Annotated in this window: 18 protein-coding genes and 1 tRNA gene; 14 read left to right on the forward strand and 5 right to left on the reverse strand. The window is 68.0% G+C overall.

Features of this window, described 5'->3' with window-relative positions:
* The first annotated feature begins 2 nt into the window (after positions 1 to 2).
* The gene (locus ACK4FB_RS02125; protein WP_409747361.1) at positions 3 to 440 is read left to right on the forward strand and encodes a DUF6173 family protein; all 438 of its coding nucleotides are present in this window, start codon (positions 3 to 5) and stop codon (positions 438 to 440) included.
* Between the two features lie 3 nt (positions 441 to 443).
* Here ACK4FB_RS02125 and pip read toward each other — a convergent pair whose 3' ends face one another.
* From pip to ACK4FB_RS02140, 3 genes are all read right to left on the reverse strand, one after another.
* The gene (gene pip / locus ACK4FB_RS02130; RefSeq protein WP_409747647.1) at positions 444 to 1,418 is read right to left on the reverse strand and encodes a prolyl aminopeptidase; all 975 of its coding nucleotides are present in this window, start codon (positions 1,416 to 1,418) and stop codon (positions 444 to 446) included.
* Positions 1,419 to 1,554: 136 nt separating this feature from the next.
* Positions 1,555 to 2,667, reverse strand: a complete 1,113-nt coding sequence (locus ACK4FB_RS02135; protein WP_409747363.1) for a DegT/DnrJ/EryC1/StrS family aminotransferase — start codon at positions 2,665 to 2,667, stop codon at positions 1,555 to 1,557.
* Positions 2,664 to 3,041, reverse strand: coding sequence for a DUF423 domain-containing protein (locus ACK4FB_RS02140; protein WP_409747365.1), 378 nt, complete (start codon positions 3,039 to 3,041; stop codon positions 2,664 to 2,666). Before ACK4FB_RS02140 ends, ACK4FB_RS02135 begins: the two co-directional genes overlap by 4 nt.
* A 132-nt stretch (positions 3,042 to 3,173) precedes the next feature.
* On the opposite strand from ACK4FB_RS02140, the gene ACK4FB_RS02145 reads away from it, so the two are divergent.
* The 5 genes from ACK4FB_RS02145 to ACK4FB_RS02165 all read left to right on the forward strand — a co-directional run bounded on the left by ACK4FB_RS02145 (position 3,174) and on the right by ACK4FB_RS02165 (position 7,652).
* Positions 3,174 to 4,463: a dicarboxylate/amino acid:cation symporter gene (locus ACK4FB_RS02145; protein ID WP_409747367.1), complete on the forward strand. Its 1,290-nt coding sequence runs from the start codon at positions 3,174 to 3,176 to the stop codon at positions 4,461 to 4,463.
* Positions 4,464 to 4,537: 74 nt separating this feature from the next.
* The gene (locus ACK4FB_RS02150) at positions 4,538 to 5,671 is read left to right on the forward strand and encodes an iron-containing alcohol dehydrogenase (protein ID WP_409747369.1); all 1,134 of its coding nucleotides are present in this window, start codon (positions 4,538 to 4,540) and stop codon (positions 5,669 to 5,671) included.
* Positions 5,668 to 6,102, forward strand: coding sequence for an acyl-CoA thioesterase (locus tag ACK4FB_RS02155; protein ID WP_409747371.1), 435 nt, complete (start codon positions 5,668 to 5,670; stop codon positions 6,100 to 6,102). Before ACK4FB_RS02150 ends, ACK4FB_RS02155 begins: the two co-directional genes overlap by 4 nt.
* 83 nt (positions 6,103 to 6,185) lie before the next feature.
* Positions 6,186 to 6,260, forward strand: a tRNA-Val gene (locus ACK4FB_RS02160).
* 63 nt (positions 6,261 to 6,323) lie between these two features.
* Positions 6,324 to 7,652, forward strand: a complete 1,329-nt coding sequence (locus tag ACK4FB_RS02165; RefSeq protein WP_409747373.1) for a glycosyltransferase — start codon at positions 6,324 to 6,326, stop codon at positions 7,650 to 7,652.
* A gap of 4 nt (positions 7,653 to 7,656) precedes the next feature.
* Here ACK4FB_RS02165 and ACK4FB_RS02170 read toward each other — a convergent pair whose 3' ends face one another.
* On the reverse strand, positions 7,657 to 7,974 hold the full coding sequence (locus tag ACK4FB_RS02170; protein ID WP_409747375.1) for a hypothetical protein: 318 nt from the start codon (positions 7,972 to 7,974) through the stop codon (positions 7,657 to 7,659).
* Between the two features lie 194 nt (positions 7,975 to 8,168).
* On the opposite strand from ACK4FB_RS02170, the gene ACK4FB_RS02175 reads away from it, so the two are divergent.
* Complete coding sequence (locus ACK4FB_RS02175; protein ID WP_409747377.1) at positions 8,169 to 9,761, forward strand: carboxyl transferase domain-containing protein; 1,593 nt, start codon at positions 8,169 to 8,171, stop codon at positions 9,759 to 9,761.
* Between the two features lie 302 nt (positions 9,762 to 10,063).
* Here the strand turns inward: ACK4FB_RS02175 and ACK4FB_RS02180 are convergent, their stop codons facing one another.
* Entirely contained in the window at positions 10,064 to 10,429 is a 366-nt protein-coding gene (locus ACK4FB_RS02180) for a DUF2200 domain-containing protein (RefSeq protein WP_409747379.1), read from the reverse strand.
* Positions 10,430 to 10,495: 66 nt separating this feature from the next.
* On the opposite strand from ACK4FB_RS02180, the gene ACK4FB_RS02185 reads away from it, so the two are divergent.
* The 7 genes from ACK4FB_RS02185 (at position 10,496) to ACK4FB_RS02215 (ending at position 19,139) form a co-directional block, all read left to right on the forward strand.
* Complete coding sequence (locus tag ACK4FB_RS02185) at positions 10,496 to 11,395, forward strand: enoyl-CoA hydratase-related protein (RefSeq protein ID WP_409747381.1); 900 nt, start codon at positions 10,496 to 10,498, stop codon at positions 11,393 to 11,395.
* Between the two features lie 22 nt (positions 11,396 to 11,417).
* On the forward strand, positions 11,418 to 12,467 hold the full coding sequence (locus tag ACK4FB_RS02190; protein ID WP_409747382.1) for a DUF3667 domain-containing protein: 1,050 nt from the start codon (positions 11,418 to 11,420) through the stop codon (positions 12,465 to 12,467).
* Positions 12,468 to 12,530: 63 nt separating this feature from the next.
* A complete protein-coding gene (locus ACK4FB_RS02195) occupies positions 12,531 to 14,417 on the forward strand; it encodes a beta-propeller domain-containing protein (RefSeq protein ID WP_409747384.1) in 1,887 nt (628 codons plus the stop codon).
* A 46-nt stretch (positions 14,418 to 14,463) separates the two neighbouring features.
* Positions 14,464 to 16,353 (forward strand): acetyl/propionyl/methylcrotonyl-CoA carboxylase subunit alpha, encoded by a 1,890-nt coding sequence (locus tag ACK4FB_RS02200; protein WP_409747385.1) that lies wholly within the window; start codon positions 14,464 to 14,466, stop codon positions 16,351 to 16,353.
* Between the two features lie 230 nt (positions 16,354 to 16,583).
* Entirely contained in the window at positions 16,584 to 17,924 is a 1,341-nt protein-coding gene (gene glmU / locus ACK4FB_RS02205; protein WP_409747387.1) for a bifunctional UDP-N-acetylglucosamine diphosphorylase/glucosamine-1-phosphate N-acetyltransferase GlmU, read from the forward strand.
* Complete coding sequence (gene rpiA, locus ACK4FB_RS02210) at positions 17,921 to 18,607, forward strand: ribose-5-phosphate isomerase RpiA (RefSeq protein ID WP_409747388.1); 687 nt, start codon at positions 17,921 to 17,923, stop codon at positions 18,605 to 18,607. Before glmU ends, rpiA begins: the two co-directional genes overlap by 4 nt.
* Before the next feature lie 256 nt (positions 18,608 to 18,863).
* Positions 18,864 to 19,139 (forward strand): hypothetical protein, encoded by a 276-nt coding sequence (locus tag ACK4FB_RS02215; RefSeq protein ID WP_409747389.1) that lies wholly within the window; start codon positions 18,864 to 18,866, stop codon positions 19,137 to 19,139.
* The last annotated feature ends 223 nt before the right edge of the window (positions 19,140 to 19,362 follow it).

Raw genomic sequence — 19,362 nt, forward strand, 5'->3', positions numbered from 1 at the left:
GCATGTCAAAGCCCGTGAAGGCCGATCCGGCCATGTTCGCCCCGTGCCCGAAGCCGGTCACCTCTGAGAAGACTCCCGAGGAAGCCGCCGCTCTGGCCGAGGGTCTGCATCAGACCGACAATCCCGCCGAATGGGCTTTCGTGCGTCTGTCCCGCCTGATCAAGGAGTTCGAGTCGCGCCTGGACCCCGACGACGAGGTCGGGGTGCGCGGCGTCGGCATGCCGGGCGACGGGGTGCTGATGATCCACGACCTGGGGTTCTGGGGGCCGGACCTGCTGATGTTCTTCGGGCGCGATCCCGGCGGTCAGCCGGTGACCCTGCTCCAGCACGTCAGCCGCCTGAACGTGGTGCTGTCAGCCAAACCCAAGCCCGAGGCGGAAAAGCCCGCCCGTCGGATCGGCTTTCGCCTCGACGAGATGGTGCGCGACAAGGAAGGGTAGGGGTTAAAGCCCCGCCGCCCAGTCCGTTGCGCGGATCAGGCTGTCCACGATGCCCGGCTCGCTGGAGGCGTGGCCGGCGTCGCCCACCACGTCGAGTTTTGCCTGGGGGAAAGCGCGGTGCAGGGCCCAGGCCCCGGACATGGGGGTGACCACGTCGAATCGTCCCTGGGCGATCCAGGTGGGGATGTGCCGGATGCGCTCGATGTTGTTCAGGATCCAGCCGTCCTCGGGGAAGAAGCCGCCGTTGGTGAAATAGTGGCACTCGATGCGGGCGAAGGCGACCGCGAACTCCGGCTCCGCGAACTTCTCGGGCCGGGCGGACGGGCCCTCGACGCTGACCGTGTCGCCTTCCCAGCTCGACCAGGCCACCGCCGCCTCGTTGCGTACCGCCACGTCATCGCTGACCAGACGCTTGTGGTAGGCGGCCATCAGGTCGCCGCGCTCGGCTTCCGGGATCGGCTTGAGGAACGCTTCCCACGCGTCGGGGAAGATCATCGAGGCGCCGTCCTGATAGAACCAGTGCAGCTCTTTCTTCGTCAGCAGGAAGATGCCGCGCAGGATCAGGCTTTCGACCCGCTCCGGATGAGTGATGGCGTAGGCCAGCGACAGGGTGGAGCCCCAGGAGCCGCCGAACACCGACCACTTTTCCACGCCGCAGCGTTCGCGCAGCCGCTCGATGTCCTCGATCAGATCCCAGGTGGTGTTGTCTTCAAGGCTGGCGTTGGGCCGTGACCGGCCGCAGCCGCGCTGGTCGAACATGATGATGCGGTAGCGCGCCGGGTCGAAATAGCGCCGCATGGTCGGATTGACCGCGCCCCCGGGGCCGCCGTGCAGCACAAGAACCGGCTTGCCGTCGGGTGCGCCGGACTCCTCATAGTAAATCTCGTGCGCCGTGCCGGTGGCCATGAAGCCGGACGCGAAGGGCTCGATCTCGGGATACAGGGTGCGACGGTCGGGCTGATCCGCGAAAATCGTCATACGCACGATACTCTCTTTGACTTCATACAGCCAAGCTTGGCTTGTTCTTCATGGGTAGCGGGCGCGGAGAGTGAATCCAACTCATTCGCCTGTTGAGAGTCATTTCCAGATCGGTCGCTGGAAAAGCCCTGCAAAATCAGGCCAAGACGGCGCGAATGACGGCAATGATCCGGGCCTGATCGGCCTCGGTCAGGGTTGTGCTGGACGGCAGACACAGCCCTTGGGCGAAGAGCGATTCGGCAACGGCGCCGCCCACGCGGGGCGCGTCCCGGAACACCGGCTGCAGGTGCATGGGCTTCCACACCGGACGGCTCTCGATCCCTGCGGCCTGAAGCGCAAGCCGCTGGGTCTCGGGGGTAGCACGGGCGTCGGGGCCCAGCAGCATGACGCTGAGCCAGCGGGTGTGCAGCCGTCCCGGCCCTTCGGGCGCGAAGGCGACGCCGGGCAAATCGGACAGGGTCGCACGATAGGTCTCGAAGATAGCCCGGCGGCGCGTCACCCGCGCCTCCAGCGTCTCCAGTTGCGCCAGGCCAATGGCAGAGGCCACCGCGCCGAGGCGGTAGTTGTAGCCCACCTCGTCATGCTCGTAGTGGACTGCGGGCCGCCGGGCCGCCGTGGACAGATAGCGCGCCCGCTCCATCAGGGCCGCGTCGTCGCTCACCAGCATGCCGCCGCCGCCGGTGGTGATGATCTTGTTGCCGTTGAAGGAATAGGCCGCCATCAGCGCCCCGGCGCCGGCGTGGCGCCTGTTGAGCGTTGCACCGACGGCTTCGGCCGAGTCGAGGATCACAGGCACGCCCCGGTCCGCCGCGATATCGAGGATCGGCCCGATGTCGCAGCACTGGCCGTACAGGTCCGCCGGGACCACCGCCCGAACCGTCAGGCCCCGCGCCCGCGCCACGTCGAACGCCTCGGGCAGGCATGCCGGGTCCAGACCCCAGGCGACCGGGTCCACATCGGCGAAGATGGGCGTGGCACCCTGATAGATCACCGGCGCCACCCCGCCCATGAAGGTCAGGGTGGGGCAGATCGCCGCCTCGCCCGGCTTCAGGTCCAGCAGCCTGAGGGCCAGGTGCAGAGCCGCCGTGCCCGACGATACGGCCAGGGCGTGGGACCGTCCGGTCAACTCTGCGAACGCCCCCTCGAACGCGGCGACCTGCGGCCCCATCGCCACGTCGCCGGCCGCCAGGGCCTTCGCCACCGCCGCCTGCTCCCGTGGGCCAACCTCGGGCGCCGACAGGGGGATCATGGGGCGGACCGGGCGTCGCCGCGGCGCAGGGCGGTGACCAGCAGAACCACCCAGCCGGCGATCATCAGAACCCCGCCCACCGGGGCCACCATGCCCATGGCCGGCAGGCTCATCAGGGCGATCATGGACAGGGCCAGCGAGAAGACCAGCCCGCCCGCCGCCGCCAGCCAGCCGGCGACCCGCGCCAGTCGTCCGCCATCGCTCCAAAGCGCGCAGGCCACGGCCAGCACGGCGTGGACAATCTGGTACTGCGCCCCGGTGGTCAGCAGTGTCTTCACAACCGGGCCCGCCCCGTGTGCGGCGAAGGCGCCCAGCATCACGGCCATGGCCCCGTTGGCGGCGGCGAAAACAATCAGATGGCGATGCGCGGTCATACCGACAGCTTGCCATGGATTCGCGGAGTGTGGCGCCTGTTAGCGCGCATGGCCGTCGCTGTTAGAAACTCTGCCGTTGAACGTGGAGAGGCCAGCCAACATCTTGGCGGGCTACACTGAAACGGACAGCCGATGCTCAGACGCGCTTTTTCCATTCCTCTCTGGCAGAGAATCTTCGTCGGCTTCGGCCTGGGGATCCTGGCGGGCCTGATCCTGCGGGAACAGGCGCCGGTGTGGTTCGGGTGGATGGGCGAGGTCTATCTGAACCTGATCCGCATGGTGGTCGTGCCACTGGTTCTTTTCACCATCGCGTCCTCCATCGCCCGGTTGGGGGGCGAGACCAACGCCGCGCGGCTGGGCGTGCGCACCATCGTCTGGTTCGCGATCACCTCGCTGCTGGCGGTGCTGGTGGGTTTCGCCTTCGGCCATTTGATCAATCCGGGCCTGGGCCTTGCCGAACTTCCGCTGGGCGAGGTGCGTGAGCGCGACATCCCCACGCCGCTTCAGGTGCTGATCAGCGTGGTCCCGGCCAATCCCTTCGCCGCCATGGCCGAGGGCCGCATCCTGCAAGTGATCTTCTTCTCGGCGTTGATCGGCGCCGCGCTGGTGGCCCTTGGCGACCGGGCCCAGGGGGTCCGGCGTCTGGTGGACGAGGGCGCCGCCCTGATCTTCCGGATCACGCGCTGGGTGATCCAGTTGACGCCCTTCGGCGTGTTCGGCCTGATCGCCGGCGTTGTGGGGGGCTACGGCTGGGAGGCCCTGCTGCCGCTCGGCAAGTTCATCATCGCCATCTATGCGGCGTGCCTGTTCCACATCCTCATCGTCTATTCGGGCCTGTTGAAGCTGCACGGCCTGAAGATCACCAGCTTCTTCCGCGGCGCCTTCGCCGCCCAGCAGACGGCCTTCGCCACCTCGTCGTCGCTAGGAACCCTGCCCATCACCCTGCGGCAGACGGTTGAGCGGCTGGGCGTGCCGCAAGCCTACGCGGCTTTCGCCGTGCCCCTCGGCGCCAACGTCAAGATGGACGGTTGCGGAGCGATCTATCCGGCCATCGCCGCTATCTTCATCGCGCAGTATTTTGGCATCGAACTGACCCTGACGCAGTACGTGCTGATCGGCCTGACGGCGGTGCTGGGGTCCCTGGGCACCGCAGGCGTGCCGGGCACGTCCATCGTCATGCTGACGCTGGTTCTGTCGACCGCAGGCCTGCCGCTGGAAGGCATCGGCTACATCATCGCCATCGACCGTGTCATCGACATGATGCGCACCGCCACCAATGTCACCGGCCAGATGCTGGTTCCGGTGCTGGTGGCGCGCGAGGAGGGCATCCTGAACCGCGACATCTATGATGGTCGCGTCGCCTGGCTGCCCGGCGACCCGGACGCGGAAGACCCTGACGCCGTCCGCGCCTCAGGCATATGAACCCGCAAGCTGACCCAGGGTGATCTTGCGGCCGTCCGTCATCCGCGCTTGGCTGGGTGGCGGAGGATACGACCATGACCGGCTTTTCGTTTGAGACCACGCCGAGAATTCTATGCGAGGACGCCGCCGCCCTGAAGCTGGCGGCGTTCCTGAACGGCATGGACGTGAGCCGCCCGTTCATCGTCACTGACGCAGGCCTGGTCGGCGCGGGCGTGGTCCAGCCGATTCTTGACGCCCTCAGCGCGGCGGGCGTTGCCGCGTCGGTGTTCAGCGAGGTGCTGGCCGATCCGCCCGAGGCCTCGGTCATGGCGGCCGTGGCGGCGGCGCGCGGGGCGGGGGCCGACGGCGTGGTGGGGCTGGGCGGCGGTTCGTCGCTGGACACGGCCAAGCTGGTGGCTCTGCTGGCGGGGACCGATCAGGCCCTGCCCGACATCTACGGCATCGGCCTGGCGAAGGGCCCGCGCCTGCCGCTGGTGCAGGTTCCGACCACGGCGGGCACCGGATCGGAAGTCACCAACATCGCCATCGTCACCACCCCTGACGACCAAAAGAAGGGCGTGGTCTCGCCCTTGCTCTATCCCGACTCGGCCATCCTTGACGCCACCCTGACCACGGGCCTGCCGCCGCGCGTCACGGCCATGACCGGGATCGACGCCATGGTCCACGCCATCGAGGCTTATACCTCCCGGCACAAGAAGAACCCGGTGTCCGACAGTCTGGCCATCGCGGCGCTGAAGCTGCTGCACGCCAACATCCGCCGGGTCATCGCCGACGGCTCCGACCTGCCCGCGCGCCGGGCGATGCTGCAGGGCTCGCTGCTGGCGGGCATGGCCTTCGCCAATGCGCCCGTCGCCGCCGTTCACGCCCTGGCCTATCCCATCGGCGGCATCTTCCATGCGCCCCACGGCCTGTCCAACGCTTTGGTGCTGGGCCCGGTGCTGCGGTTCAATCTGCCTGCCGCCGCGCCGCTGTACGCCGAGCTGGCCGCCGCCATCGGGCTGAAGCCGGACGCCGCCGCTTTCGTGGACGAGATCGCAGCCCTGACGGCCGAAATGCCCATGGAGCAGCGCCTGTCCGAGCTCGGCGTGGAAGTCCAGCATCTGGACCGTCTGGCCCACGACGCCATGCAGGTGCAGCGCCTGCTCATCAACAATCCGCGCGAGGTGACCCTCTCCGACGCCCGCACCCTGTACGAGGAAGCCCTGTGAGCGAGCCTCTGCCCACCCGCGCCGACTTCCCGGCCATACGGTCCATCACCACGCGCTGGATGGACAACGACGTCTACGGTCATGTGAACAATGTGGTTTATTACAGCTTCTTCGACACGGCGGTGAACGCGCACCTGATCGAGCAGGGCGTGCTGGATCCCGCGACCAGCCCCGTCATCGGCCTGGTGGTCGAGACCGGCTGCCGCTACGCCGCCCCCATCACCTTTCCCGACCGGGTGGACGCCGGCGTCCGCGTGGCCCGCATCGGGACCAGCAGCGTGCGCTACGAGGTCGGCCTGTTCCGCAATGACGATGAGGACGCCGCCGCCTTCGGTCACTTCACCCACGTCTATGTGAGCCGCGAAACCCGCCGCCCGGTCCCCATCCCCGACGCCGTGCGAAAGGTGCTGGAGGCGCTGGTCGTCGCCTGACCACGCACGGGTCTTGCGCCCGCCCGGCGACCGGGCTATGTCCGCGCCTCCCGACGGTTCGAGCCTTCGAACCCGGTCCGGATGGATGCGTAGCTCAGCGGGAGAGCACCTCGTTCACACCGAGGGGGTCACAGGTTCAATCCCTGTCGCATCCACCATTCTTTCTTGCGCGCAGCCGTCCCGCCAACCCTGCGCGCGAAGGATAGCGGGAGACATCCGGTTTGAATAACCCGATCGCCCGCCTCCTGATCCGACAACGCCGCCGCTCCGCCGCCCTCGCCATGGGGGCGATGCATGATCCCGTCGCCCTGTCGCGGCTGGAGTTGCACCGGCTGGCCGCCCGCGCCTTTGACCGCGACCCGGACGCCGCCCGCGCCTTTCCGGTGGAGCGCATCCGCTCCCTGACCGCCGCCGGGCGGGCAGGGGAGGCGCTGGATTTCGCCCGCACCCTCGCGCCCCGGCTGGAACACGACCTGGCGCTGGCCCTCAGCGCCTTCGACCCGGCTCTGGCCCTGACCAAATATGCGGGTCCGGACGCGTCCCTGCGCGCCGCGCTGACGCTGGCGGCCGGGCGCGAGGACGACGCTCGCCGCGCCCTCGAGACCGCCTCTGGCCCGCAGGCCGGCTTTCTGTGCGCCTCGCTGGACCGCCGCGATCCGGCGAAGGCCCACCTCGCATGGTACGAGGGCTTCGGCGATTGGAGCCTGTCGCCTCCCGAGCCCGTCGATCTGGCCCTTCCGGTCAGCGTCACCAACGCCCGCGCCGAGCCTTCGCCCGCCGTCGACGGCCCGCTGATCAGCGTCATCATGCCGTCGAGGAACGCCTCGCGCTGGGTGGCCTCGGCGGTGCGCTCGGTGCTGGACCAGAGCTGGCGCAATCTGGAATTCCTTTTCGTCGACGACGCCTCCACCGACGACAACGCCGAGCGGGCGTTGGCGGCCGCCGACGGCGATCCGCGCTTCACCCTGATCCGCCAATCCGAGCGGGGCGGGGCCTACACCGCCCGCAACGCGGCGCTGGCCCGGGCCAAGGGCCACTGGGTGGCGGTTCAGGACTCCGATGAATGGGCCCACCCTGACCGGCTGGCCCGTCAGGTCGCCGAGATGCGGGCGCGCAAGCTGACCGCACATTCCGGCCGCAGCCTGCGCGTGGACGCCGAAGGCGAAATCCACGCCCGGGGCGTCTGGCCCCTGACCCGCTGGGCCCCGTCGACCCTGATGTTCGAGCGCGAACCGGTCATGAGGCGCGCCGGCTATTTCCATCAGGTGCTCAGCGGCGCCGACAATGAATACTGGTGGCGGCTGGTGCAGCTGTTCGGCCCGCGCCGCGCCGCCATCTCGCGCACGCCGCTGATTCTGGGCGCCTGGCGTGCGGATTCCCTGACGGGGGCGAAGGACAGCGGCTTCGGCGCCGGGGGCTTCAATCTGGACCGGCTGATCTACTGGGAACGGTGGTCCTTCTGGCACGCCCGCAACCTGCGCACGCCCGGCGCCCTGCGCCTCGAGCCGGGCGAGCAGCCGTTCCGGTCACCGAAGAAAATCCTGCTCTGAGGCCCTACTTCACCGGCATCCGGCCGATGATCTGCTTCATGGTCTCGACCCGGGTCGGGAGGTCGGCGGCCAAGCGGGAGGCGATCTCGCGGGCGCCCACCGGATAGGCGTCGCCGCCTTCGGCGATTTCTTTCGACAACGCCACGGCTTCCAACAGCAGGCGCTCCAGCGTTTCGACCTGCTCGACGGCGAGGGCGCGGGCTTCCATCTGCAGACGCCTGACCCGCTCGCCCGTGCTCTCGGGCTTGCGCATCAGGTCATAGACCTCGGCCTCGGCGTTCACCACGCGCAGGTTCGGTTCAGTCTTGCCTTTGCCGGCCATGATGATCGCTCCTTCACGACGATGCTGACGCAGAATCGACAGCAGACGAAGCATGGCCGTTGACGGATGAACCTCGCTTGAGCGAATTGGGGCCGGACTGTGGCGGACATGCATCAGACCCTGTTCCGCCTTGGCACAGGTCCGGGTTTACGCACGCCCTTTCCCCGGAGCCCGGCGCCGTTTATGCCTGCGCCATGCCCAAGCTGACCTCGGCCATCGACGCCCATTCCCCCGCCTTCAAGACGCTGGACGCCCATAACCGTCGCCTGCGCGACGAGCTGCGCGACAAGGTGGCGAAAGCCGCGCTGGGTGGGTCCGAGAAGTCCCGCGAGCGGCACGTCTCGCGCGGCAAGCTGCTGCCCCGCGACCGGGTTGAGCGGCTGCTGGATCCCGGCTCGCCGTTCCTCGAGGTGGGCCAACTGGCCGCCAACGGCATGTACAAGGACGAGGCCCCCGGCGCGGGCATGATCTGCGGCGTGGGCCGGGTTTCGGGCCGCGAGGTCATGATCGTGGCTAACGACCCCACGGTGAAGGGCGGCGCCTACTTCCCCATGACGGTGAAGAAGCACCTGCGGGCCCAGGAGATCGCCGAACAGAACAATCTGCCTTGCGTCTATCTGGTGGATTCCGGCGGCGCCAACCTGCCGCACCAGGCCGAGGTGTTTCCTGATCGCGACCACTTCGGCCGCATCTTCTTCAATCAGGCCCGCATGTCGGCCCGGTCCATTCCCCAGATCGCCTGCGTCATGGGCTCCTGCACCGCCGGCGGCGCCTATGTGCCGGCCATGTCGGACGAGACGGTGATCGTGCGCAATCAGGGCACCATCTTCCTGGCCGGCCCGCCGCTGGTGAAGGCCGCCACGGGCGAGGTCATCTCGGCCGAGGAACTGGGCGGCGCCGAGACCCACGGCCGCCTGTCCGGCGTGGTGGACCATGTGGCCGAGAACGACGAGCACGCCCTGCAGATCGTGCGCGACATCGTCGCCAATCTGAACACGGTCAAGCGCGTCGACCTGGATCTGGCCGAGCCGGTGGAGCCCGCTTTCGACCCGGAGGAGCTCTACGGCATCATCCCCGACGACGTGCGCGCCCCCTATGACGTGCGCGAGGTCATCGCCCGCATCGTCGACGGCTCCGCCTTTGACGAATTCAAGGCGCTGTACGGAACGTCGCTGGTGTGCGGCTTCGCCCGCATCTGGGGCCAGCCGGTGGCCATCCTCGCCAACAACGGGGTGCTGTTCAGCGAAAGCGCCCAGAAGGGTGCCCACTTCATCGAACTGGCCTGCAAGCGGAAGATCCCGCTGGTGTTCCTGCAGAACATCTCCGGCTTCATGGTGGGCGGCAAATACGAGGCCGAGGGCATCGCCAAGCATGGCGCCAAGCTGGTGACGGCGGTGGCGTCGGCGGAGGTGCCCAAATTCACCGTCCTGATCGGTGGCAGCTTCGGCGCGGGCAACTACGGCATGTGCGGCCGGGCCTATTCGCCCCGCTTCCTGTTCACCTGGCCCAACAGCCGCATATCGGTGATGGGCGGCGAGCAGGCGGCCAGCGTCCTGGCCACCGTCCACCGCGACGCCGACACCTGGTCCGAGGCCGACGCCGAGGCCTTCAAGGCTCCGATCCGCCAGAAATACGAGGACGAGGGCAACCCCTATTACGCCACCGCGCGTTTGTGGGACGACGGCGTCATCGACCCGGCCCAGACCCGCGACGTCCTCGGCCTGGCCATCAGCGCCAGCCTGAACGCCCCGATACCGGACACCACCTTCGGCGTGTTCAGGATGTGAGTTATGGTATTTGAACGGGCGTACGTCATCTCTGAGCAAAGGGCCGAGGTATCATGCAAGCACAGTCGGTAGTGAGGGTCCCCCTTCCCATGTTTGTCCTGCGCCGCATCGTCCGGAGAAATCCTTGGCTGCTCGGCGACGGGTTTCCCACGCGCCGAAGCGCTGACATTGACCTTGGTATTTTCGGAATTGAAGTAGAGGGCGAATTCGAGCTCATGCCGAAGCAAAAGGCTCGGCTTCTGGCCGAAGCTAAGGCAGGGACGCTATTCCGTTGACGGCAGTGGCGCTGTCGGACGCCAAACTCATCGCAAGGTCCGCAGGATCTTCTCCATCGCCTTGCCCTTGCTCAACTCGTCGACCAGTTTGTCCAGATGGCGCACCTCGCGCATGAACAGGTCCTCGATCTCCTCGACGCGATAGCCGCAGATCACGCCGGTGATCAGGAAGCGGTTCGGGTTCATGGCCGGGGCCTCGGCGAAGAACGCTTCGAAGGTGGCCTTCGCCTCCAGATGCGCCTGCAACGCCTCCGCCGAATAGCCCGTCAGCCACAGGATGATCTGATCGACCTCCGCCCGCGTCCGGCCCTTTTTCTCGGCCTTGGCGATGTAGTGAGGGTAGACGCTCGCCACACTCATCCGGCGGATGCGGTCATTCGCGCTGAGCGCCATTACGACAGCCCCATGTTCCGTTCGACCCGCCATGCGTTATAGGGGTTGAAGCTTCAGGAGACCACCATGGCCGAACCCACCGATCCCGACCTCAACGCCCTGGACGTCACCGACGCCGAGGCCGCCGAGATGAACCGCATCAACCATCCGCTGGTGGCGGGCGCGGCGCCGGACGCCAATGACCAGCTGGCGGTGATCGACTCCACCCCGGACGGCATGGTGTTCATCACCATCAACCGGCCGGCGAAGAAGAACGCCTTTGACGCCGCCACCATCGCCGCCCTGCGCGAGGCGTTCGAGACCCTGCACGGCGCGGACCATGTGCGGGCGGTGTTCATCCGCGGCGCGGGCGGGAGGTTCAGCGCGGGCGCGGACCTGAACTGGATGCGCGCCGCGGCCGACTGGTCCGAGAGCGACAATCGCGACGACGCCATGGGCCTGGCCCACATGCTCAAGGCGCTTTACGACATCCCGGCCCTGACCGTGGCCCTGGTCGAGGGCGCGGCCATGGGCGGCGGGGCGGGCATCGTCGCCGCCTGCGACATGGCCGTGGCGGTCAAGGGGACCACCTTCGCCTTCTCCGAGGTCAAGCTTGGCCTGATCCCGGCCACCATCGCCCCCTATGTGGTCGAGGCCGTGGGGCCCCGCCGGGCCCGGGCGCTGTTCCTGACCGGAAATGCGTTCGACGCCGACTACGCCGCCCACGTGGGGCTGGTGGACGCGGTGGTGCCGGACGCCGACGCCCTGCACGGCTTCATCGATCAGATCACCGGCACCCTGACCGCCTGCGCCCCCGGCGCCATGGGCGAAGCCAAGCGCGTGGTTCATCTGGTCGCCAACCACCGCATCGACTCCGGCCTGATGGATGACACCGCCCGCCTGATCGCCCGCGCCCGCGTCAGCGTCGAGGGCCAGGAGGGCGTCCGCGCCTTTCTCGACAAGCGCAAGCCCAACTGGGCCAAGTAGACCAAACACGGGGGCAGGGGGAATGACCAACGAACTGGAGACGGCGGCCGGCGCCTCTGCGGGCGGCTGGCTGCGCTGGCGGCGCAAGCAGGCGGACATCCCGCCCGGCACGCCCTGCGCTAATTGCGACACGCCGCTGGCGGGGACCTATTGCCACGCCTGCGGGCAGCTGGCCGAGGACTTCCACAAGTCCATATGGAAACTGGGCCGCGAGGCGCTGGAGAGCTTCTTTCATCTGGACGGCCGGCTCGCACGAACGCTGCCCCGGTTGATCCTGCGGCCCGGGCGGCTGACTCGCGACTATGTCGACGGCAAGCGGGCCTTTCAGGTGCCGCCGCTGCGCATGTTCCTGGTCGTGCTGCTCCTGACCTTCCTGGTGGGCCAGTGCACCGTTGGGCGTCAGATCGAGGAATGGGGCATCGGGGACCCGGCCGGCATCGCCTCACAGGGCGCCCGCAACACCGCCCTGGCTGAAATCGAGGCGGACGAAACGTTGACGGAGGCGGAACGGCGCGCCGCAATCTCCGCAGTGCAGAGCGACTGGGCCGGTGTCGCGCGCGCCGTGGGCGAGGCCCGGGAAGAGGAACTGGCCCGGTCCGGGCAGACGCTTGAGGAAAACCTGTCGGGTCAGAACGCCTTCGAGGCGTGGCTGGGCGACCGCGTCCGCGCCACCCAGGAGGAGCCCCGCCGGTTCGCCCTGCTGCTGGGCATGTGGGCCCAGAGGGTGGCGATCCTGGCCCTGCCGGTGTCGGCCATGATCCTGACGTGCCTGTTCTTCTGGCGGCGGGACGTCTTCGTCTTCGATCACGTGATCTTCTCGATGCACTCCCTGACGTTCCAGCTTCTTCTGCTGACGAGCGTCATTCCCCTGGCCTTTTGGCTGGGGCCGTGGGCGTGGGGTCTTCTCTGGTTGTCGCCCGTGCATCTCTTCATCCACATGCGCGAGGCGTATCGCAGCAACGCGGTGATGACGTTGGTCCGCATGTCCGCCTTGTTCATCCTGACCAATATCGCGGCCAGCTTCATGCTGCTGCTGTGGCTGTTCCTGGCCTTCAACGAGATGCGCGGCTGAGTTCGACTTGCTTGAATGAACGCTGTTCGCCACAGTGGCGGCGGCGGGGGACAGGAGGGGGTCATGCGTTCATTTCATCCGGTCTTTGCGGCTGTTGTCGCCGCCTTGCTCGGCGTCGTCGTGGCGGGGGTCGCCGGTTCGGCCGCCGCCCAGTCCGTGCCGAATTTTCGGTCCGACGACGATCTGCGGCGCTTTCTGACCGACAGCGAAGGCTATCTGGTGGTCCGGGCGCCGCCGCCCCATGCGCCCCCGCCGCCGCCCGCCGCGCCGCCTCCGCCGGGCGCCCAGCCCGCCACGCCCAACGCGCCCTCCATCACCAACACCCAGCTGGTCGGCATCGACGAGGGCGGCATCGTCAAGGTGTCCGGCGAGCATCTGGTGATCCTGCGCCGGGGCCGGGTGTTCAGCGTTTCCATGGCCGACGGCGCGCTGGCGCCGGTGGACGCCATCGACGCCTTCGCCCCGGGCGTCGATCCGAACCACACCTGGTACGACGAGATGCTGGTCGTCGGCGACATGGTGACGGTGATCGGCTTCAGCTATTCGCGCGGCGGGACCGAGATCAACCGCTTCCGCCTGTCGCCCGAGGGCCGGTTCACCTTCGTCGACAGCCATCAGCTGCGGGCCAGCGACTATTTCTCGTACAGCAACTACGCCGCGCGCCTCATCGGAACGCAGCTGATCGTCTATTCACCGCTGCGCTTCGGCTATGGCCAGGACGATGTTCTGGACAGCCTGCCGGGGATCAGCCGGTGGATCGAGGGTCAGGACGAGCCGGCGTTCCGGCGCATCGCCCGCAGCGAGGATGTCTACATGCCGCGCGTCCTGCAGCGCGCCGGGGCCGAATATGTCGCGATGATGCATGTGGTCTATCGCTGTGACCTGGCGGCGGTCGAGCTGGACTGCGCCGCGACCATGGTCATGGGCGACGACTACGCGACCTTCTTCGTGTCGCACAACGCCGCCTATCTCTGGAATGAGGTCGCCCACGAGATCGGCGAATTCGGTTTCGTCTATCGCTTCGGCCATGACGGCGGTCCGGTCACCGCCGCCCAGGTCTGGGAGGCGCCGCTGGGGCCTCTGGCTTTCCACGCCAATACAGAGGCGGGTCGCCTGGATCTGCTCCTGGCGGCGCGCGGATCCATACCGCAATGGGGTGATCAGCCCACGGGCGTGGCCCTGCTGCGCCTGCCCACGGCGCGCTTCGGCGACGGCTCGCGGGCACCGCTGCTGTCCGACTACCAGTTCACGCCGGGCCAGGGCCTCTACCATAGCCTCATCACCGCCCACCGCTTCATCGGCGACTGGGCCTTCTACAGCACGACCACAGGGCCCAGCGCCTATTATGGCCAGCCGGCAGTCACCATGCCCGCCCAGCTTGTGGCGGTCCCCATCGCGCCCGGCGAGCCCGTGCTCTTCGACCTGCCCGACGGTGTGGCGCGCATCGAACAGGTCGGGGGCGACGCCCTCGCGGTCGGCGGACAGGAAGAGGTCACCTTCACCACCCTGGACCTGTCGTCGGGCTCGCCCGTGCTCGGCCCCCGTCACGTTCAGGCCCGGGCCAGCCAGGCGGAGTCGCGCAGCCACGCCTTCTTCTTCCGGCCCGACGCGGGGGGCGAGGACGGGCTGCTGGGCCTGCCTGTCCTGTCGCATCAGCCGCCCGAGGAGGACTGGGGGGAGTGGACCCCCCACGCGGCCATGCTGTTCCTGCGGCGTGAGGCGCGCGCGCTGTCGCCTCTGGGCCGTCTGGACGCGTCCGGGGACGGCGTCCGCAACGACGGCTGCCGCGTGTCCTGCGTGGACTGGTACGGCAACGCCCGCCCGATCTTCCTCGGCGACCGGATATTCTCCCTGATGGGCTACGAGATTGTCGAGGGTCGTCTGGAGGGCGATGGGGTTCAGGAGGTACGCCGGGCCGACTTCGCCCCGTCCGTCCCGGTCGCGGAGTAACGACAGGGCTTTCGCCAGATCGCGTGGTCTGGGATAGGGTCGCCCCATGTTCAAATCCGTTCTGGTCGCCAACCGTGGCGAGATCGCCTGTCGCGTCTTCCGCACCGCCCGCGCCATGGGCGTGCGCACCATCGCCGTCTATTCCGAGGCCGACGCTGACGCCCTCCACGTGCGCGAGGCCGACGAGGCCGTGCTGATCGGCCCCGCCGCCGCCCGCGAATCCTATCTGGATGCAGCGAAGGTGCTGGCCGCCGCCAGGGAGACCGGCGCCGAAGCCATCCACCCCGGCTACGGCTTCCTGTCCGAGAACGCCGACTTCGCCGAGGCGGTCATGGCCGCCGGGCTGGTCTGGATCGGCCCGCCGCCCGCCGCCATCCGCGCCATGGGCCTGAAGGACGCGGCCAAGACCCTGATGGACACGGCGGGCGTGCCCGTCACCCCCGGTTATCTGGGCGAGGACCAGTCGCTCGAACGCCTCCAGAAGGAGGCCGACGCCATCGGTTATCCGGTGCTGATCAAGGCCGTCGCCGGCGGCGGCGGCAAGGGCATGAAGAAGGTCGAGCGGTCCGCCGACTTCGCCGCCGGCCTCGCGGGCGCCCAGCGGGAAGGCGAGGCCTCGTTCGGCGATCCCCGCGTCCTGATCGAGAAATATATCACCCGCCCGCGCCACATCGAGGTGCAGGTGTTCGGCGACTCTCAAGGTAATGTGGTCCACCTGTACGAGCGCGACTGCTCGCTGCAGCGCCGCCACCAGAAGGTGATCGAGGAAGCGCCCGCCCCCGGGATGGATGAGGAAACGCGCAAGGCCGTCACCGACGCCGCCGTGCGGGCGGCGAAGGCGGTCAACTATGTGGGTGCCGGCACGGTCGAGTTCATCGCCGACGCCTCCGAGGGCCTCAAGCCTGACCGCATCTGGTTCATGGAGATGAACACCCGCCTGCAGGTGGAGCACCCGGTCACCGAAGCCGTCACCGGCGTCGATCTGGTGGAATGGCAGTTCCGCGTCGCGGCGGGCGAGCCCCTGCCGCTGCAGCAGGACGAGATCCAGCTGGACGGCTGGGCCATGGAGGCGCGGCTCTACGCCGAGGATCCCGACAACGGCTTCCTGCCCAGCATCGGCCGTCTGGATCACTTCCAGCTGCCCGACGACCTGCGCGTCGACACCGGCGTCGAACAGGGCGGCGAGGTCAGCCAGCACTACGACCCCATGATCGCCAAGCTGATCGTGCACGAGAACACCCGCGAGGCCGCCGCCGCCCGTCTGGCCGACGCCTGCTGCGAGGTGGAGGTCTGGCCGGTGCGCACCAACGCCGCCTTCCTCGCCCGATGCCTCGACCATCCCCGCTTCGTCTCCGGCGACGTGGACACGGGGTTCATTGGGGCGGAGGAGGAGACGCTCGCCAGTGTCGACCTGACCGAGGAAGTTATCCAGGAGGCTGGCAATCTCCTGTGGCGAGCTAGAAGCGTCGATCCCGACGACGTTTGGGACTCGGAATATGGTGCGCCCGGTTTTCGTCTGAACGGCCCCGCCGTGCTGCGGCACACCTTCTTCGTCGATGGGGTAAGTCAGCAGGCTGACTATCAGCATAGCCATCCGGTCGTCGGCTATGGCCCCGAGATCGATGGGGGCTTCGTCATATTTTACAACGGTGAAGCGCATACGGCTTCTCGTCATGCGCCGCGAGGCGCGGCGGCCGAAGGGGGCGACGGCTCGCTCCGCGCCCCCATGCCCGGCAAGATCGTCGCCGTCTCGGCCGAGCCCGGGCAGTCGGTCGCCAAAGGTCAGTCCATCGTCGTGCTGGAAGCCATGAAGATGGAGCACGCCCTGACCGCGCCCTTCGACGGGGTGGTGGGCGAGCTGGGCGTCGCGGTGGGCGATCAGGTTACGGACGGCGCGGTGCTGGCTGTCATCACGGCGTCGGAAGGCGCCGCCTAGTCTTCTGCCGCTCACCCCAGCGAAGGCTGGGGTCCAGATCATAAGGCGGAGACGGCTGGGGCCAAGGGCGCTCTCAAACTGGCAGGGTCCGAGTTCGCCATCTGGACCCCAGCCTTCGCTGGGGTGAGCGGAGTTGCACGGACGTGGTCGGAAATCTGCCGGCCCATGTGTCCCGACGCCCCGCTTTCGGCTAGACGAACCAGACGATTCCGCCAGCACGAGACCGCCTCATGACCTCACGCGCCGCCGTCATCCTCGCCGCCGGGCAGGGCACGCGCATGAAGAGCCCGCTGCCCAAGGTGCTGCACCCGGTGGGCGGCCGCGCCATGCTGGACCACGCCATCGACGCCGCCGAGGCCCTGAACTGCGAGCGCATCGTGGTGGTGGTGGGAACCCATTCCCCCGAGGTCCGCGACCACGTGGAAAGGCGTCTGGGCGCCGCCGCCATAGCCGTGCAGGACCCGCCGCTGGGCACCGGCCACGCCGTGCTGGCCGCCCGCGAGGCGCTCAACGGCTTCTCCGGTCAGGTGGTCGTCACCTATGGCGACGTGCCCCTGCTCAAGGCCGACCACATCGCACCGGTGTTCGGCGCCGAGGGCGTCACCGTGCTGGGCTTCGAAGCCGCGGACCCCGCCGCCTACGGCCGCCTGATCGTCGGTGACGACGGCGCGCTCGAGGCCATTGTGGAGGCCAAGGAGGCCACCCCCGACCAGCTGACCGTCACCGCCTGCAACTCCGGCGTCATGGCCGTGGAGGCGGACCTTCTGTTCCAGCTGCTGGATCAGGTGGGCAACGACAACGCCAGGGGCGAATACTACCTCACCGACATCGTCGCCCTGGCCCGCAAGGGCGGCTACGCGACCCGCGCCGTCTTCGCCGAAGAGGCCGCGGTCATGGGCGTCAACAGCCAGGCCGAACTGGCCGAGGCCGAGCGCCTGTTCCAGCAGGTCCAGCGCGAAACCTTCTTGGCCGCCGGGGTCACCATGCCCGCCCCGCACACGGTCCATTTCGCCTGGGACACCGCCGTCGAGGGCGGCGTGCTGATCGAGCCCAATGTGGTCTTCGGCCCCGGCGTCACCATCGCCTCGGGCGCCCGCATCCGCGCCTTCTCGCATCTGGAGGGGGCCGCGGTGGCCTACGGCGCCGAGGTCGGGCCCTACGCCCGCCTGCGCCCCGGCGCCTCGCTGGGTGAGAATACCAAGGTGGGCAATTTCGTCGAGGTGAAGAACGTCACCATGCACGCGGGCGCCAAGGCCAACCATCTGGCCTATCTGGGCGACGGCGAGGTGGGGGCGAAGGCCAACATCGGGGCGGGGACGATCTTCTGCAACTACGACGGCTTCTTCAAACACCGCACCACGGTGGGCGAGGGGGCCTTCGTCGGCTCCAACAGTTCGCTGGTGGCGCCGGTGACCATCGGCGCCGGCGCCATGGTCGGCTCCGGCTCGGTCATCACCGCCGACGTGGCCCCGGGCGATCTGGCCCTGGCCCGCGCGCCCCAGACCCACAAGCCCGGCTGGGCCGCCCGCTTCATGGATGCGATGCGCGCGAAGAAGGCGAAAAAGGCATGAGCGCCGACCTCCAGAAACAGCGCGCCGGCGAGGCCGCCGCTGAAATCATCCAGCCCGGTATGACCGTGGGCCTCGGCACCGGCTCCACCGCCGCCTGGTTCGTCAAGGCGCTGGCCGCCCGCAATCTGGTCGACCTGCGCTGCGTCCCCACGTCGGAGGCCACCGCCGATCTGGCCCGGTCGCTCGGCCTGCCCCTGACGACGCTGGAGGACGTGGCCCGCATCGACATCACCGTGGACGGCGCCGACGAGGTCGGGCCGGGTCTCGCACTCATCAAGGGCGGCGGCGCGGCCCTGCTGCGCGAGAAGCTGGTCTGGGAGGCGTCGGACCGCTGCGTGGTCATCGCCGACGCCGCCAAGGTGGTGAAGGCCCTGGGCAGGTTCGCCCTGCCCATCGAGGTGGTCGCCTTCGGCCACAAGACCACAGCCAACCGCATCGCCGACGTGCTGGCCGACCACGAGATCGGCATGCCCGCCCGGCTGCGCACCGCGGATCGCGGCATCGTCCGCACCGACGGCGGCAACGTCATCTATGACGCGGCCTGCGGCGTCATCGCCGATCCCGCCCGCCTGGCCGCCGACCTGAAGAGCCTGACCGGCGTGGTCGAGCACGGCCTGTTCCTCGACCTGGCCGAGGAGGCCATCATCGGCACGGACGCCGGGGTAGAGACCCTGACGCCATAGCGTCGACTCAACCGGTCGATAGCAGCGCCAGAACTGGTGCGTGGTGCTTATAAAGAAGCTGGCGAGTGTTTTGAGCGGACAGTCGTGGGTTTCTATCAAAGTCTCGATTTTTAATAACTTATAGTAGTCATTAACTATTCTGAGTCACGGGGAGTGATAATTCATCACACAGTCGTGAGTTGTGCTTCTTGTTTTCGTCGCCTCACCTTGGCTTGCGCATTTTTGCGCTGGAGGGAGGATACTCATGACCAGAGGGATGAAATCCACCGCCGTAGGGGCCGGTCTTCTGCTGATGGCTGGCGCTACTGCAGTCTGGGCTCAGTCCTACAATCCGGAACTGATCGCCTACCACTACGTCTACTATGCCGACGCGGCGAAAACCCAGTATCAAGGAGAAATCTCTGACTATGGCTGCGGCTCATCAGGCAGCTTTGTCTATGTCGTGCGGGCGAACGTGCCGTCACCCTACTATGACGCCTATCCGATGTACGTTTGCACTGAAATGGGGCCGTGGTTGCCGCCGGATTGGTGACACAACCCTGCGAAAAGGTACGAAGGGCCGCTCACGGGAGCGGCCCTTTTTCATACTGGCTGACACGACAGAGCGGGCTTCGGGCGGTGACTGCATGACAAGACCGCAGCCGACAGCAGGTGTTTGGAACGCCCGCGCCTTGCTAGGGATCACTTGGCTGCCTACCTCACCCTAGGCGGAGCGCAGACTGCGAATCCAACAATTCAGACAATTCAGACACTGT

This window comes from Brevundimonas sp., from assembly GCF_046299535.1.
Taxonomy (GTDB): Bacteria; Pseudomonadota; Alphaproteobacteria; order Caulobacterales; family Caulobacteraceae; genus Brevundimonas.